Genomic DNA, 17,526 nt, shown 5'->3' on the forward strand with positions numbered 1-17,526 from the left:
AATATGAAGAAGATGTGGAAGGGGAACCACGCCATTGCAGAAGCAGCTCTAAGAGGTGGTTGTGAGTTTTATGCAGGATATCCAATTACACCACAAACAGAGGTAATGGAATTTTTATCACATAGAATGTCTGAACTTGGAAGAACTTTTATACAATCTGAAAATGAAATGGCTGCTATATATATGGTATATGGAGCATATGCAAGTGGAATGAGGTCTATGACAAGTTCCTCAGGACCAGGAATATCTCTAAAACAAGAAGGAATTTCATATTTATGTGCAAATCACTATCCTTGTGTAATCGTAAATGTACAAAGATGGGGACCTGGACTTGGTTCACTGGATTCAGCACAGACAGACTACTTAAGAGATACTAGAGGGGGAGGAAATGGAGATTACCATTTAATCGTTTATGCACCAAACAGTATCCAAGAAACTGTGGATTTAATGTACAATTCGTTTGATGTAGCAGAGAAATACAGAGTACCTGTTGAAATTTTGACAGAAGCAGCTTTAGGTCAAATGATGGAACCAGTAGAATTTCCAGAGTTCAAGAAGAGAGAAGAAGATTTAGGTTGGACTTATGATGGAAGTAATAGAGACCATGCAAAAGTTGCAGATAACCAAAAACCAGCTTTTTGTATGGAAAAACGTATGAGAATAACTGAAAATGAACAGCAATGGGAAGATTATCAAGTCGAAGATGCGGAATATGTGTTTGTAGCGTTTGGTATACCATCAAGAACAACTATGAATGCTGTTAGAAGACTTAGAGAACAAGGTGAAAAAGTTGGAATAATAAGACCAATAACAGTGTGGCCTTTCCCATATAAGGCATTTGAAAAGGTAAATAAGAATGTAAAAGGATTTATATCAGTAGAGTCAACAGATACAGGTCAGTTAGTAGAAGATGTTGCTTTAGCATCAAAAAAAGTATGTAAAGAAAATGTACCTGTTTATGGACTATTCAGTGGAAATCATATACCAAAAACATTGCAAGTAATGGACACTTATAGCAAAATAAAATCTGGCGAAATCAAGGAGGTGTTCTAATATGGCTACAGAAAAATTAACACCTAGCGTTGTTTCAATACCAAACAAATTTTGCCCAGGTTGTGGTCATGGAATAGTAAACCGTATAATAGCAGAAGTAATAGAAGAACATGGATATGAAAAAAATCATGTATTAACTTTAGGAGTTGGTTGTGTTTGTAATATGAATTTTAGCTGGAATGGAGATAAGATGCAAACTGCACATGGTAGAGCTTCATCCACAGCTATAGGAATTAAAGTAGCACTTCCAGAAACATTAGTAATGACTTATCAAGGTGATGGAGATGCTTATGTTATAGGTCTTTCTGAAACTTTAAATACCGCATATAGAAATCATAATGTTACTGTATTTGTAATAAATAACAATAACTTTGCGATGACTGGTGGGCAAATGTCATGGACTACTATGCCAGGTCAAGTTACAACAACAAGTGTAAATGGAAGAGATATAAACACTACTGGTAGTCCATTAAAAGTTCCTGAAATGATGGCAGACTTCTTTGATGTAGCATATGTAGCAAGAGGTTCAGTTCATAGTCCAAAGGAAATAATTAATCTAAAAAAATATATAAAAAATGCAATAGAAGCTCAATTGAATGGAGAGGGGTATTCATTAGTTGAAATATTAGCACCTTGTCCAACTAACTGGGGTGTATCATTAGAGAAATCTATCAAGTGGATGGAAGAAGAAATAGTGCCATATTACACTCTTGGCGAATTTAAGCAAAGGGATGGTGAATAATTATGGAAAAAGAGTTAGTATTTGCAGGGTTTGGTGGTCAAGGAGTTTTAACTCTTGGTCTAATTGTAGCTGAGTCAGCACTTGAATTAGGAAAACAGGTAACTTGGATGCCTGCATATGGTCCAACTATGAGAGGTGGAAAAGCATATAGTGTAGTAAAGTTTTCTGATGAGAGTATAGGTGGACCTGATATGGAAGAAATAGATGTTTTAGTAGCAATGAATAAGCCATCTTTAGATTATATAAACTTAGTCAAGGAAGGTGGAACAGTAGTTATTAATACATCTGTAATAGATGATAATATAGCATTAAGAGAAGATATAAATGTAGTTAAAATAAATTGTCAAGAATTAGCTCAAAAAGTAAACAATCCCAAGGCGGCAAATATAGTAGTACTTGGAGCATTAATTGCTAAAACTGGATTACTTGAAAAAGAATTAGCTTTAAAAACTATGTGTGATTTCTTTGAAGAGAAAGGAAAAGGTAAATTCAATATTCAAAATAAAGCAGCATTCATGGAAGGCTATAAAACGCCATTTAATAAATTACCCTTATCTTAAATGATTTATCTCAAGATTTAATAATCTTTAGTGCCAAGATAAGTTTCATCTTGAGATAAAATTCATTTAAAATCACAACTATAAAATATAGGAGAGTGAATTTATGAGCTTGGAAAAACTTATTAGACCAAAGAGCATTGCTATAGTAGGAGTTACTGATAAGCTTGGCTTTGGTAGAAGTGCAGCACTTAGTATAGTAAAAAGTAAAGATACAGATAGAGTATATTATGTAAATCCTAAAAGAGATGAATTGTTTGGAAGAAAGTGCTATAAAACGATACAAGAAGTACCAGAAGTGGTAGATTGTGTAGTAGTATGTACACCTAGAAATATAGTTCCATCTGTATTAAAAGATTCTGGAGAATTGGGAACAAAAGCAGCTGTAGTATATGCTAGTGGATTTGCAGAAGAAGGAACAGAAGAAGGAATAGATTTAGAAAATCAACTTATAGAAATATCAAATACATATGATATGAAAATATTAGGTCCAAATTGTATGGGATTATTAAATTGTATAGATAAAGTTAATCTATGGGCAGGTGGTTCTAAATGGGATTTAGATACTAAAAAACCTGGGATAGGAATTGTAGGTCAAAGTGGATTTATAACTGCAGAGATTGTTTCAAGTGATTATTTTAATATATCTTATGGTTTCTCAACGGGAAATGGAAATATAGTTACATTAGAAGATGCTATTGACTTCCTTGTAGATGATAATTACGCATCAGTAATAGCCATCTATCTTGAAGGTTTAAAAAATCCTCAAAAATTTATAGACTCTCTAAAAAGAGCTGCACAAAAGAGAAAACCAGTAATAATATTAAAATCAGGAAGGTCAGAAAAAGGAGCTATTTCTGCTGCTTCTCATACAGGAAACTTAGCTGGCTCAAGTAAGGCTTTTGAAAGTATTTTTGAAAAATATGGAGTAATTTCGGTAGAGAACTTGGAACAATTTATGTGTTTAGCACAGGCTTTTAGTGTTCTAGATGGTAACTTGCCTACAAATTCTAATTTCGCAGCAATAAACTTCTCAGGAGGAGAAAATACTATTTGTGCAGATTTAGCAGAAGAAAATGGTGTAGACCTTGCAGAAATATCTTCTGAAACGAAAGAAGAAATGAAAAATTATCTTCCAGGATTTGCGACACCTAAAAATCCATTAGATGCTACAACTGCGTTATTCCATGAAAAGGATATGATAGTAGGTCTATTACATACATTTGAAAAAGATGATAGTGTTGGATTTACTATGGTAGGTGCAAATATAAGAGATGAAGAAAATGAAATGCATGAGACACTTTGTCAAGCTGTAAGTGAAGCACGAGAACAAGGGTTAAGGAAGCCTGTGTTTGCAGTTCCAACGCTTGAAGGAAATAGATATCTAAATTATAGAACTAGATTAGAAGATAATCAAGTACCTATAATGTCATCAGTTGGAACTACGTTTACTTGTTTTAATAAAATGGCTAAATTTGTAGATTATGATTATTCAAAGAGAACTTTAGAGTTTGAGGCTGTTAAGAAAAGAGAATCAAATAATGTAGTAGCTCTATCAGAGTTAGATAGTAAGATTGAGATGAAGAAATATGGAGTACCAGTGCCAGGGCAAGGTAATGCAAAAAGTATTGATGAATTAGATGAAATTTTGAAATATATTAACTATCCTGTTGTTTTAAAAATAAATTCTTCCGAAATATTGCATAAATCTGATGTTGGAGGAGTTAAAGTAGGAATTAAAAATAGAGATGAGGCAATAAATGCATATAATGAGATTTTAGCCAATGTAAAAAAAGAAAAACCAAATGCTAAAATTGATGGTATATTAGTTCAAGAAATGGTGGAAAGTGGTATAGAAATTATTATCGGTATTACTAATGATGACCAATTTGGTCCAATGTTACTAGTTGGTCTAGGAGGAGTATTTGTAGAAGTATTTAAGGATACTACTTTATATCCATTACCTATAAATCATGATGAAGCTATGATGATGCTTAGAAAATTGAAGTCATTTAAGCTTTTAGATGGATATAGAGGAAGCGAACCTTGTGATGTTGAAGCCCTTGCAGATATGATGGTTAAGTTAGGAAAATATGCCTATGAAAATAAAGATGAGGTTAAGGAAATAGATTTAAATCCAGTGTTTGTATATCCTAAAGGAAAAGGTGTATGTGCAGTAGATGCTTTAATAGTTAAATATAAATAGCTCATAAGTTTTGGTATTCAACCATAATTAAAGTACTGGCTGAAAATCACATTTATAAATTGAGTAGTGTGATTTTCAGTCACCCCAAATTTTAAATTTAAGTATCTTAAAGTGAAAATAGATTTTTAAAAATTATAAAATAGAACTGTATAAACAATAAAATACTACATATAAAACGAATAATAAAAGGTGTCTTAATGTAAATAATCAATGTTGATTTTCATTAAGACACCTACTTTATTATATTAAAAGGTTTTAAATACTATATTGTTACAGGTGGATTTGTTGGGGCTGCATATGTACGATTAGCAAATTCCTGGTCAACAAAGAATAGACCGCCTTCTCCAGCAAGTTTAACACGCTTTATATTGTCTTCACAATTTGTTTCTTCCTCTGCTTGTTCAGATATAAACCAAAGTAAGAACTGAGAAGTTCTAAAGTCTGCCTCAGAGTTTGCTACAGCTGCTAAATTGTTTATTAAAGATGTAACCTTTTTTTCATGAGCTAATGTACGCTCAAGAATATCCATTGCAGAAGTAAAGTCTGAATCTGGCATTGGGATAGCATCAAGTTGAACTTTTCCTCCTACATTATGTAAATATTTGTAGAAAAACATAGCATGGTCTGTCTCTTCTTTATATTGAACATAAAACCAATTAGAAAATCCTTTAAGTCCTTCTGCTTCAAGGTAAGAAGACATAGAAAGATAAAGATATGCAGAATATAATTCATGGTTAATCTGCTCATTAAGTAATTTTTCCATTTTAGCTGAAATCATTTTCATACCTCCAAATTTTAAACGCTCTTATAAAATATAATAATATTAAATGGAAAAATATTCAATAAAAGTGTTTAAATATTTTACATATTTAATAAAAATTTATACTTCCATTAAAAAATTTGTAGCTGACAATAGCTATAGAGCCGATTAATGGTGCATTTGCTCCAAAATTTGAATGTTTTACACTTATTTTTTTATATTTAGAAAAACTTGCCGAAGCAGTTAGTTTTTTTAATAATGTATTTTCTATGAATGTGCCTGGTATATTAAAATCGTAGCCTATTATTATAGAACTACAGTCAATCAATGTAAGTGTATTTACTAATGCATATGATATATATGTACAAAATTCATCAAGTAAAAACATAGCAAGAGTATCCTTATTATTTGCCTCGTCTATTAACTTAACTAGAGAAAAGTCTTTACAGTTAATTAATGGAGAGTTAGGATAAATATGGCTCAATGATTCAATTCTTTTAATTAAATTGCTAACACTTGTGTAATAATCCAAGCATCCATTATTACCACAACTACATAATGGTCCACTAAAATTAATAGATGTATGTCCTATTTCTCCACTCTGCCCCAGATTACCAGTATGAAGCCTATTTTCCAGTACTAGACCAGCTCCAATACCATTCATTATGTGCAAGTATATATAATTTGATATATCTTTACCTAAACCATACATTTTTTCAGCTAAAGCACCTGAATTAGCATCATTTATCAAAAATATTGGCAAATCAGACATTTCTTCTATAAAATTAACTATATTTAGATTTGATACATTTCCAAAGTCTGGAGGATTCAATATAATACCATTTATATTATCTACTGGACCTATTGAAGAAATACCAATTCCAATTATATCTCTTTTATTATTCTTCATTATCTTAGTAAACATTCTTTTTATTATATCTTTTAAGACCTCATTTGATAGATACTTAGGGTAAGTTTCAGAAAGTTGTTTTACAATATTACCTTTCAAGTCTGAAATAATTACCTTACATATATTTCTTCTTATTAGAATTCCACAGATACAAGGTGATATATTAGAAATATCTAATAAAATAGGTTTACGACCTGATGAATGTGCATTTAAAGTTGATGACTCTATTTCTCTAATCATATTTTCATTAATAAGTTCTGTAACTAGATTTGATAAAGTCATTTTGGTAAGTCCTGTAGACTTTGCTAAATCAACCCTAGACATAGGTGTATTTGTAGAAAGTAATTTCAATATTATTAACTTATTTTTAATTTTTACATCTTTTATGTTAGAACCTTGTTTGTTGCTCATCGTAAATCTCCTTAAATAAAGTTAAGTGTTTTATTTATTTTCAAGCACAATGTCACTTTATAAAACAGTAACATTTTTTAATTTGAAAATACCATTAATTAGAATATATCACATTATATATCATAAGACACATAAAAATATGTTAGAATTAAATTAAAATTGAAAAATATGTTTACATATTATATAGTAAAAACAGTATGTACTTAATAAAAAAATTGACACATAATAAATTTATTAAAAAATGTATTTTTAACAATATTGATAAAGAATTTACTTAATAATGAATAGATTCTGTAAAAATACAATCTGTTTGTTGTATACAATAAATTTTCATTTTGTAAAAAAATATAATAAATATGAGATATAAATGTCGATTTTTATTACAAATTGTTACTAAATATATGTACATATGAACTGAAACCTTAGAAATTGTAACTAAAATGTAAATTTTTCCTCTAATCTATCTAATATTATGGAAACTTTTTGTAATTTATGATATAATAACAAATATATAATTATTAAATTATAATAAATGACTATAGCATAGATGTAGTACTATGCTATAGTCATTTTTGAATTAAACTTGATATATCAAGGGGGAAGAATATGAGAACAATTAAGAGAGTTTTAGCATTAGGTCTAACATTAGCTATATTTCTAATAAATGTGCCTAATGTAAATGCATTAACATCAGATACTATTAAAGGTAACAATATATATGAGACGGCTGGATTAATAGCAGACAAAAAGAGTTATGATACAGCGATTATGGTAAATATGGATAGTTCGATAGCAGATGGTCTTTCAGCAAGTGGTCTTGCTGGTGCTGTTGATGCTCCAATTTTACTTGCACAAAAAAATAACATACCAAATGAAACGAAACAAAGATTAAAAAATGTCAAAAAAATATACATAATAGGTAAAGAATTATCAATAAGCAAATCAGTAGAAACTGAACTTAAAAACACAGGAGCACAAGTAACTAGATTAGGTGGAGATGACAGAATAAAGACTAGTTATAGTGTTGCTAAAGAGGTAAGTAGTATTAAAAAAGTTGATGAAGTGATATTAACTAATGCATATAAAGGAGAAGCTGATACTATAAGTGCAGCACCTGTGTCAGTAAGAGATGTAGCTCCTATAGTGCTTACAGATGGAAAGAGTGTTCCTTTTTCAACAAGTGATGTAAAATCATATGCAGTAGGTGGAAGTATATCTATGAGTACTAGCTTAGTTAATAAGACTAACTCTAAAAGACTTGGTGGCTCAGATAGATATGATACAAATAAGAAAGTTATAAAAGAATTTTATCCAGATGCATCAGAATTTTATTTAAGTGATGGATATGATTTAGTAAATGCACTTACAGGTTCTACAATTGCTAAAGAAAATCCAATTGTGTTGGTGTCAGAAAGTAGTGATAAATCTATATTAGCAGGAGCAGACAAAATTACTAGATTAGGTACAATAAGTGATAGCATATATAATAAATGTGTTTCTGCTGCACAGAATAATGGTGACTCATCTACAAAAGGTGATTCTCCTATGAAAAATGAGACAAGCATATTAGGTGAACCAACAGCTAGTTTAGAAGCTTGTTTAAAATGGGCTAAATCTAAAAGAGCTAATGATTTATTTATAGAATTAATACCAATATTGTATGATACTGCTGTTCAAGAAGGTGTAAATCCTGTATTAGCAGTAGCTCAATCTGCAAAAGAAACTGGTTTCTGTAATTTTGGTGGGGTATTAGATGCATCATTCAAGAATCCTTGTGGACTTAAGACTTCTTCAGGAGGTTCTGATACTGATAAGAATGCCCACTCAAGATTTGGTACGTGGGAAGAAGGAATCTTAGCTCAGATTCAACATTTATGCTTATATGCAGGACAAGATGGTTATCCACTTTCAAATCCAGTAGACCCTAGACATGAAAAATCTTTATTTGGGAAAGCTAAAACAGTTGAAGGTCTTTCTAATAATTGGGCTGGAGGTCAATATGGACAAGATTTAGTTAGAATGATGGGGGAAATTGAGGCTACAAAGTAATTAAAGTATTAATTTAAGATATGCTTATTAAAGATTATCAAATAGCTGACAAATAAGGAATGATTATTGTGAAAAAGAGTAATATTTTTAGTATCATATTTCCCACAATTATAATGATATTAATGTTTTTAACCTTTGCTACAGATATATTTAATATACCAAATGTTCAAGCTAAAGGGATTTTTGTAATAGGAATGGTATTGATTTTTCCAGTTGCCTTTTTAATGCAGGGGATAGTTTGTGTATTAAATAAAACTAATTGGATTTTATCACTTGTAGTGTCTTTAGTAACTTATATAATATTAATGTATATATTTTTAAATGATTCAGCATATGTATATGTTTTACTTTATGCAGCTTTCTATATGATTGGGCATATAACTGCTAAACTCTATTACAAAATTAAGACTTTTAAAAGTTAAATAAAAAAGTGTGTGAAAGAGAAGCATCTTTAATGATTTTCTAAAATCAAAATAGATGCTTCTTTTTTATGAAAAATTATGTAAATAAAATTTAACTCTTATAATATTCTTTTAACACTTGTATACAATGAACTCGTAGTATAATTGAGATAGATAAAATAAAGGGAGGGATAATATGAATTTAATAGATAATCATATTCATACTAATTTTTCAAGTGATGGAAAGGATTCGATGGAAGATACAATAAAAAAAGCTATAAGTATTGGTGTTAGATATTTAACTTTTACAGACCATTTAGAGCATGATGAAGGTAGAGGCTTTTGCATTAATTATAATGACTATGTTCCAGTGTTTAATAAGTTCAAAGAAAAATATAAAAAGGACATAGAGTTATTATTAGGAGTTGAAGTTGGTTATAGAAAACATCTAAAAAATGAAATAGATGAAATAATAAACTCTAATCCTTTTGATTTCATATTGTGTTCAACTCATACAATTGATAATATACCTGTTCCATCAAAGGAGTATTTTAAAGGGCTTAGCAAAGAAGATGCATATTATAAATATTTTAATAGTATACTTGAAACTAATCATGAATTTAGAGACTATAACATATATGGGCATTTAGATTATATATCTAGATATGGAATATATTCAGATAATAGAGTTATATACAATGATTTTAAAGATGTTATTGATGAAGTTTTAAAATCAATAATCGATAATGGAAGTGGTATAGAGTTAAATACTTCTGGTTATAGATATGGATTAAATGCTATACATCCAAATGAAGATATATTAAAAAGATATAAAGAGCTTGGCGGATTTATAGTTACTGTAGGTTCTGATTCTCACAGAGTAGAAGATATATGTAGAGATTTTGATGTGGCTTATGATATGCTTAAGTATCTTGACTTTAAATATGTATCTTTATTTAAAGAAAGAGAAACTTATTTTATAAATATAGATAAAGTTAAATCTAACAATATAGCTTAGAGTATGTTTTGAAATGAATTAACAGATAGTAAAAAAGTTAATAGTATAATATTGTATCCTCTAGAAAAATACTAGAGGTTTTTATTTTGCAAAAATAACTGGATAAAATTAAATTTAATAATATAATTTATTTTAACTTGGATAGCATATTGTTAATATATTTTACTATTATATATTTTTATTGTGATATAATAATAAAATATATTAACCTATCTTTAAATTATGTAAATTATTATAAAGGAGGGAGAAATTTAAATTGTCTAATAAAAATAAAAAGAATATAAATTTAAGCAATAAAATCAAAGAAACTACTAAAAAAAATTTAACAAAAGAAGCCATATTACATATACCAATGAGTAACTATGCCTATGGTTATGATAGAGAAACATTACATATAAGACTTAGAACTAAAAAAAATGAAGCAAAAAAAGTGATTTTGAGAATAGGAGACCAATATGTATGGGACAAAGGTGGTGCAGGAGGAGGAAATTTAAATGCATCTGGGATTGGTTGGTCTGGTGGTTCAAATATAATAATGGATAAAGAAGTAGAAACTGAATTATTTGATTATTGGATAGCTAAGTGCAAACCATTAAACAAACGTTCAAGATATGGGTTTATAATAGAAGGCCAAGAGGAAAAGATTCTATTTACAGAAAAAAGGATAATAGAGTTGGTCAATGAAAATGACAAAAAAGAATTGTGTGAGATAAGTAATTTTTTTGGATACCCATATTTAAATTATATAGATATACCTAAAGTACCAGATTGGGTTAAAGAGACTATTTGGTACCAGATATTTCCAGATAGATTTGCAAATGGTGACCCATCTATAAATCCAGTAGGAGTGGAGGAATGGGGAGCTATTCCAACAAGAGATAATTTTACAGGTGGAGATTTGCAAGGAGTGATAGAACACTTAGATTATTTGAGTGATTTAGGGATAAATGGAATTTATTTTTGCCCTATTACAGTTGGAAATACAAATCATAGATACGATACAATTGATTATATGAAGATAGACCCTTCATTAGGAGATAAAGAGACTTTAAAAAGGCTAATAAAAGAAGCTCATAAGAGAAATATAAAAATAATGCTGGATGCTGTTTTTAATCATATAGGATACTATTCTAAACAGTGGCAAGATGTAATTAAAAATAAGGAAAATTCTAGGTATAAAGAGTGGTTCTATATAAAAGACATGAGCAAAGTTGATACTCCAATAGAACAAATAGATGAAAAAAATATACCTTATGAAACTTTTGGCTGTGAAAAGTATATGCCTAAACTTAACACAGAAAATTTAGAAGTAATAGAATATTTATTAGGTGTAGGAAAGTACTGGATACAGGAGTTTGATATAGATGCATGGAGATTGGATGTCTCAAATGAAGTAGACCACGTTTTTTGGAGAAAGTTTAGAGAAGAACTTAAAAAAATAAAACCAGATATATATATACTGGGCGAAATTTGGCATGGTAGTTTACCATGGTTGATGGGGGACCAATTTGATTCAGTTATGAACTATTTGATGTCAGAAGCTATGAAAAAATTCTTTTGTACAGATGAGATAAATGCTGAAGAGTTTAAATACATGATAAATGATATAATGGTAAGTTATCCAATGCAAGTTAGTGAAGTTATTTTTAATTTACTTGGAAGTCATGATACCACAAGGATACTGAATTATGCTAGAGGAAATGTTGATAGAGTTAAACTTGCATATTTGTTTATGTTTATACAATCAGGCAGTCCTTGTATATACTATGGTGACGAAATTGGAATGGATGGAGAACTGAGTTCAATCTCTGAAGGACAAAGAAAATGTATGGAATGGAATGAAGAAAAATGGAATAAGGATATATTTGATTTTATGAAGAAGATTATTAGGCTTCGTAAAGAAAATAAAGAACTTAGGTCTATGTCAAATGAATGGATATTAGCAGATAAGGAAAGTGGAACTATTCTACTAAAAAAAGAATCCATTTCCATAATAATAAATAATTCATCTAAAGATATAACTTTAAAATTACCAGATTATTTGTCTAATAGAAAAGTAAAAGATTTGTATGAAGAAAAAATAGTAGACTTAAAAGAAGAAATAAGAGTAGAAAAATACAAGTTCATCATTTTAAAATAATATAAAATGTATTTATAGAAGATAGATGAAATACGCTATCATAGACGTAAGTGCTAGTTCAAATAGAAACTATTTTCAGTAAAATAGATTCAGTATGCTTTTTATTTGAATAAAAACAAATATTAACACTTCTAATCATTCTGTAATTCAATAAGAAAAGTAATTACTGAATAGGTAGGGGGAAGGAGCGATATGAATGACTATAAAGAACATATAGTTATAGTAAAATCAGGAACTGTAAATTTAATTTTAGGTGTTATATTTTTATTAATTGGAATCGTTATAAATGTATTACTTCTATATGTTAAACAGTATTATATAGCAGTAATCACTTTTATATTTACAATGTATGGATTATTTTCAATTTTTGATTATACAAGAAAATATATTATTTTTGATTTACATAATATTAAAGTTCGTAAATGTATAGGAAGTGAAAAAGAGTATTCATATCATGATATCACTAGGATTTCAATAAATAATAAAAAACAAGGGTGTCCAGTTAAAATATATGTAGATAAAAGTAAAATTGTAACTTTTTTTATATCTGATAAAAATTACATGTCTGCTATAGCTGAGATGAAGCGAAGAGAGTTACCTTTTGATAATAAAGCCATAGACTATATATCAGATACTTCATTATGGGTTCCAATTCGAGATAATGAAATTAAAGAATTCTGTAATGAAGCATCACTAAAACTTGAAAATCAGATTCGGGAAAATCTGCATAAAATAGAAAAAGAGTTGGGAACAGATATATCTTTTTCTTTTGGTATGGATGTTGAAGAAAATCCATTTGTATGTGTATTTTTAGTGTGTATTATGAAGAATGAAAACTATACAAAATTTGTAAAAAAATACAGGGGAAAAGAAGCATGGGCTATATTTCCAGTATATATAGTTGGACCACAATTATATAATAAAGAAATTGAAAAAGGAAAGTTTATTTGCAATATAAACTATTTAAATGCCTTTTCTGGAAGAATGTGGTCAAATTTTTGTAGAGCAATAAAAAAACAAGGTGTAAAAGAAAGTGAAATGGAAATAGATTTTGAGTTAAAGACTGAATTAGAATAGAAAATTCTATAAATAATACCTTAAATGTAAGAGAGAAGGTATAAAATAAATTGATTATTAGTCTAAAAATTTCTTGTAGAAAGAGGAAATAAGAATGATTGAAGCATTTATATTTGATTTGGATGGTGTAATTACAGATACTGCATATTATCATTATATGGCTTGGAGAAAACTAGCTCATAAGGTTGGGATAGATATAGATACAAAATTTAATGAATCTTTAAAAGGCATAAGTAGAATGGAGTCATTGGACAGAATATTAGAATTTGGAAATAAGAAATATTTATTTTCAGAAGAAGAAAAAGTGAGAATGGCCGAAGAAAAAAATAATTATTATGTATCATTGATAGATGAGATAACTTCAAATGATATTTTGCCTGGAATAGAAAATTTATTAGGTGATATAAAATCTAATAACATAAAAATAGGTTTATCATCTGCAAGTAAGAATGCAACAAATGTGCTAAATCATTTGGGTATGAGTGATAAATTTGATTTTATAGCTGATGCAGGAAAATGTAAAAATAGCAAACCTCATCCAGATATATTTCTTATGTCAGCAGAAGGGCTTAATGTAAATCCTCAAAACTGTATAGGAATAGAAGATGCAAGTGCAGGGATAGATGCTATAAATTCTTCTAATATGTTTTCTGTTGGTGTTGGAAACTATGAGAATTTAAAAAAAGCAAATTTAGTTGTAGATTCAACAAGTCAATTAAATTTCGAATATATACAAGAAAAGTATAATGAGTATATGGTTAGGAGAGTTATATGAAATGTTTATTTAATAATATAGATGAATGGAAGATTATACAAGATAAGATTGAAATCAAAGAAAATAGATTAGCGGAATCTATAATGAGTATAGGTAATGGTTATATGGGTATGAGAGGAAACTATGAGGAAAATTATAGTGGAGATACTCATAAGGGGTCTTATATAGCTGGAGTATGGTTTCCAGATAAAACTCGTGTAGGATGGTGGAAAAATGGATATCCAGAATACTTTGGTAAAATCCCTAATTCAATTAACTATATAGGAATAAGAATTTTTATAGATGATGTAGAATTAGACTTAGCAAAATGTAAGATTGAAAATTTTTATAGAGAATTAGATATGAAAAATGGTATTTTAAATCGTAGGTTTATTGTACACATAAGTGATAAAAAATTTGAAGTTAACATTATTAGATTTTTAAGCATATCAGTTAAGGCGTTAGCAGTAATTAAATACAGTATAAAAGCATTAAATTTTGATGCTAAAATAAAATTCATACCATATTTAGATTCAAACATAAAAAATGAAGATTCAAATTATGAGGAAGAGTTCTGGAATGGAGTTTCTTCAAGTTCTTCAGAATATCGAGGAAGCATACTTTCTAGAACAAAGGAAAATGCATTTAATACACCAGTATTTACTGTGGGTGCAATGATGTATATTAAGGCGAGAGGTAAGATAAAAGACCTATCTCATACAAATGAATATAATTACTGTGAGAATTCAATAACAATAGATATTCTAAAAAATGAGGTTGCTAGTATAGAAAAATATGTATCTATAACTTCAACTAGAGACTATAAGGAAAGTGAGCTATTAGGAAAATGTGAAGATATTTTAAATAGAGAAATATCTAAAGATTATGATGATATATTAAATGAACATACAGAGTTATGGAATAAAAGATGGAAAAGTGCAGATGTAAAAATAAATGGAGATAAAAGTAGTCAACAAGGAATACGATACAATTTATTTCAACTATTTTCAACATATTATGGAGAAGATTCAAGATTGAATATAGGTCCCAAGGGCTTTACTGGAGAAAAGTATGGAGGGGCTACTTATTGGGATACAGAAGCATTCTGTGTTCCAGTATATCTAGGGGTAGCAGATAAGAAGGTAACTAGAAACCTTTTGGAATATAGATATAATCAATTGGAACAGGCAAAAGATAATGCAAAAAAACTAGGGCTTAAAGGTGCTTTATATCCAATGGTTACATTTGATGGAGTAGAATGCCATAATGAGTGGGAGATAACGTTTGAAGAAATACACCGAAATGGAAGTATAGTATATGCAATATATAATTATGCAAATTATACAGGTGACTTTGAATACATAAAAGAAAAAGGAATCGATGTAATAATAGAAATAGCTAGATTTTGGGCTAGTAGAGTTCATTTATCTATAAAAAAAGATTTGTATATGATACATGGTGTAACCGGTCCAAATGAGTTTGAAAACAATGTCAATAATAATTGGTATACTAATTATATAGCTAAATGGTGCTTAGAATATGCTGTAGAAAATGTATTAAAATTAGACATAGAATATAGTGAATGTATTGATAGAAATAATGTAACTAAAGAAGAAGTTGAGCTATGGCAAATGATATCAAAAAAAATCTATCTGCCATATGATGATGAGTTAAAAATAATAGTTCAAAATGATAATTTTTTAGATAAAGAATTTATAGAAGTAAAGGATTTACCAAAAGAAAATCTTCCTCTTAATCAAAATTGGTCTTGGGATAGGATTCTTAGGTCGTGTTTTATAAAACAAGCAGATGTATTACAGGGAATTTACTATTTTGGAAATAGATTTACTAAAGAAGAAAAGAAGAGAAACTTTGATTTCTACGAAAAATATACTGTACATGAATCTTCTTTATCTTCTAGTATTTATTCCATTATTGCTTCTGAAATAGATGATTTGGATAAAGCTTATGAATTATACTCAAGAACTGCTAGGCTTGATTTGGACAATTATAATAATGATACCAATGATGGACTTCATATAACTTCTATGTCTGGTTCATGGCTTTCTATTGTACATGGATTTGCAGGTATGAGGACATGGGATGAAACATTATCTTTTGACCCTAAGTTACCTAAAGAATGGAGAGGTTATTCTTTTAACATAAGCTATAGAGATAATATTATTAATGTAGATGTATGTAGTGATTTAATTAAAATAGAAAATTTAAAAGGTAAGCCAATAAAAATTGTTGTATATGGTAAAAAATATATATTAGAAAAATATATAAAAATTGATAGAAATAAATTTAAATAATATTTTTATTATGTAAATAGTTAAAATAAGTTTATCTAATTATGAATTTATTTTAACTATTTTTATTTAATAGAAAACTATATATTATAACAATAATTGCGCTTTTAGTTAAATATATTTCATAAATCTTCATAAAATCTTCAAAATTTCGTAAAGAAAATGTAACAAAAATAAGATATATTGTATTCAGCAGATAATATAAGGGAGGACAATAATTATGAAGAATAAAAAATTCATTGTTATAATACTGATAATATCAGTTTTAATAGGTGTAGGAGTAAAAGAGTATTTCACCAGAGATATAAACAAAGAAGATATAGAGGTTAGTAAGTATATAAAATATTCTGATTTAGCAAGTAAAAATAATGTACAAGTTAACTGGAAGTATGTAGCTTCTATTGTTGCTGTATTGAATAAAAACAACTTAAAAGAAGTTAAAGATTCACAAATAAAAGAAGTATCAGATTTATTTGTTAAAAATTTTTCTGAAAATAATAAAATAAATAAATTAAGTAATGTCTTGGATGAATTAGAATTTAGTAATAAACAAAAAAGATTGGTTGATAATTATATTGACGAACTTAAGGATTATGGCATAAAGCCAGAAAGATTGAAGTCTGATACACAGTATATGAAGTTTATAAACGAAATTAAAGAAGAAGCTATACAAAATTACGAAGATTATAAAATACTTCCATCTATAACTATTGCACAAGCTATAATCGAATCTAGCTGGGGCAAATCAACTTTAGCAAAACAACACAATAATCTATTTGGCATAAAGGCAGATGCCTCTTGGAAAGGTAAATCAGTGACTTTAGAGACAAAAGAACATTTAGATACAATTATAGATGATAAATTTAGAATATATGATGATAAAAATGAATCTATAAAAGACCATGCAAAGTTTTTGGCTACGAATAAAAGATACAAAGCCAATGGTGTATTTGATGCAAAAACGTATATATATCAAGCTAAAGCATTGGAAAAAGCAGGTTATAGTACAGCAAAAGATGAAAATGGAAAGAGCATCTATGCAGACCGTTTAATAGAAATAATTCAACAATACAATCTTCAATTAATAGATAGTGAAATTCAAAGCAACATGTAACTTTGATGTAACATAAGGATGA

At 28.6% G+C, this 17,526-nt stretch carries 14 protein-coding genes; 12 read left to right on the forward strand and 2 right to left on the reverse strand.

Going from position 1 to position 17,526, the window contains the following annotated elements; genetic code table 11:
* Positions 1 to 3: 3 nt before the first annotated feature.
* The 4 genes from vorB to Q3304_RS06615 all read left to right on the forward strand — a co-directional run bounded on the left by vorB (position 4) and on the right by Q3304_RS06615 (position 4,558).
* The gene (gene vorB / locus Q3304_RS06600) at positions 4 to 1,053 is read left to right on the forward strand and encodes a 3-methyl-2-oxobutanoate dehydrogenase subunit VorB (protein ID WP_021385064.1); all 1,050 of its coding nucleotides are present in this window, start codon (positions 4 to 6) and stop codon (positions 1,051 to 1,053) included.
* A 1-nt stretch (position 1,054) separates the two neighbouring features.
* Positions 1,055 to 1,795 carry a thiamine pyrophosphate-dependent enzyme gene (locus Q3304_RS06605; protein ID WP_054270667.1) on the forward strand — a complete coding sequence of 247 codons (741 nt, stop codon included), beginning with the start codon at positions 1,055 to 1,057 and terminating at the stop codon, positions 1,793 to 1,795.
* A gap of 2 nt (positions 1,796 to 1,797) precedes the next feature.
* Complete coding sequence (locus Q3304_RS06610; RefSeq protein WP_407813882.1) at positions 1,798 to 2,355, forward strand: 2-oxoacid:acceptor oxidoreductase family protein; 558 nt, start codon at positions 1,798 to 1,800, stop codon at positions 2,353 to 2,355.
* Positions 2,356 to 2,458: 103 nt separating this feature from the next.
* Complete coding sequence (locus tag Q3304_RS06615) at positions 2,459 to 4,558, forward strand: acetate--CoA ligase family protein (protein ID WP_407813881.1); 2,100 nt, start codon at positions 2,459 to 2,461, stop codon at positions 4,556 to 4,558.
* Positions 4,559 to 4,820: 262 nt separating this feature from the next.
* On the opposite strand, the gene Q3304_RS06620 is transcribed toward Q3304_RS06615, so the two are convergent.
* Positions 4,821 to 5,336 (reverse strand): ferritin, encoded by a 516-nt coding sequence (locus Q3304_RS06620; RefSeq protein WP_021385062.1) that lies wholly within the window; start codon positions 5,334 to 5,336, stop codon positions 4,821 to 4,823.
* A 91-nt stretch (positions 5,337 to 5,427) separates the two neighbouring features.
* On the reverse strand, positions 5,428 to 6,639 hold the full coding sequence (locus Q3304_RS06625; RefSeq protein WP_074179607.1) for an ROK family transcriptional regulator: 1,212 nt from the start codon (positions 6,637 to 6,639) through the stop codon (positions 5,428 to 5,430).
* A 606-nt stretch (positions 6,640 to 7,245) separates the two neighbouring features.
* Here Q3304_RS06625 and Q3304_RS06630 point away from each other — a divergent pair.
* The 8 genes from Q3304_RS06630 (at position 7,246) to Q3304_RS06665 (ending at position 17,504) form a co-directional block, all read left to right on the forward strand.
* Positions 7,246 to 8,688, forward strand: coding sequence for a cell wall-binding repeat-containing protein (locus Q3304_RS06630; RefSeq protein WP_054270663.1), 1,443 nt, complete (start codon positions 7,246 to 7,248; stop codon positions 8,686 to 8,688).
* 113 nt (positions 8,689 to 8,801) lie between these two features.
* On the forward strand, positions 8,802 to 9,110 hold the full coding sequence (locus tag Q3304_RS06635; RefSeq protein ID WP_227832139.1) for a hypothetical protein: 309 nt from the start codon (positions 8,802 to 8,804) through the stop codon (positions 9,108 to 9,110).
* Between the two features lie 175 nt (positions 9,111 to 9,285).
* Complete coding sequence (locus Q3304_RS06640; protein WP_407813880.1) at positions 9,286 to 10,107, forward strand: histidinol-phosphatase HisJ family protein; 822 nt, start codon at positions 9,286 to 9,288, stop codon at positions 10,105 to 10,107.
* 256 nt (positions 10,108 to 10,363) lie between these two features.
* Positions 10,364 to 12,247: a glycoside hydrolase family 13 protein gene (locus Q3304_RS06645; protein ID WP_407813879.1), complete on the forward strand. Its 1,884-nt coding sequence runs from the start codon at positions 10,364 to 10,366 to the stop codon at positions 12,245 to 12,247.
* Positions 12,248 to 12,439: 192 nt separating this feature from the next.
* Complete coding sequence (locus Q3304_RS06650) at positions 12,440 to 13,324, forward strand: hypothetical protein (protein WP_054270660.1); 885 nt, start codon at positions 12,440 to 12,442, stop codon at positions 13,322 to 13,324.
* A 94-nt stretch (positions 13,325 to 13,418) separates the two neighbouring features.
* Complete coding sequence (pgmB, locus tag Q3304_RS06655) at positions 13,419 to 14,099, forward strand: beta-phosphoglucomutase (RefSeq protein WP_054270659.1); 681 nt, start codon at positions 13,419 to 13,421, stop codon at positions 14,097 to 14,099.
* The gene (locus tag Q3304_RS06660) at positions 14,096 to 16,393 is read left to right on the forward strand and encodes a glycoside hydrolase family 65 protein (protein ID WP_407813878.1); all 2,298 of its coding nucleotides are present in this window, start codon (positions 14,096 to 14,098) and stop codon (positions 16,391 to 16,393) included. The genes pgmB and Q3304_RS06660 overlap by 4 nt, the downstream gene beginning before the upstream one ends.
* 217 nt (positions 16,394 to 16,610) lie before the next feature.
* The gene (locus Q3304_RS06665) at positions 16,611 to 17,504 is read left to right on the forward strand and encodes a glycoside hydrolase family 73 protein (protein WP_054270657.1); all 894 of its coding nucleotides are present in this window, start codon (positions 16,611 to 16,613) and stop codon (positions 17,502 to 17,504) included.
* Positions 17,505 to 17,526: the final 22 nt, after the last annotated feature.

The sequence above is a fragment of the Clostridioides sp. GD02377 genome (genome assembly GCF_045899875.1).
In the GTDB taxonomy this organism is placed as follows: Bacteria; Bacillota; Clostridia; order Peptostreptococcales; family Peptostreptococcaceae; genus Clostridioides; species Clostridioides difficile_A.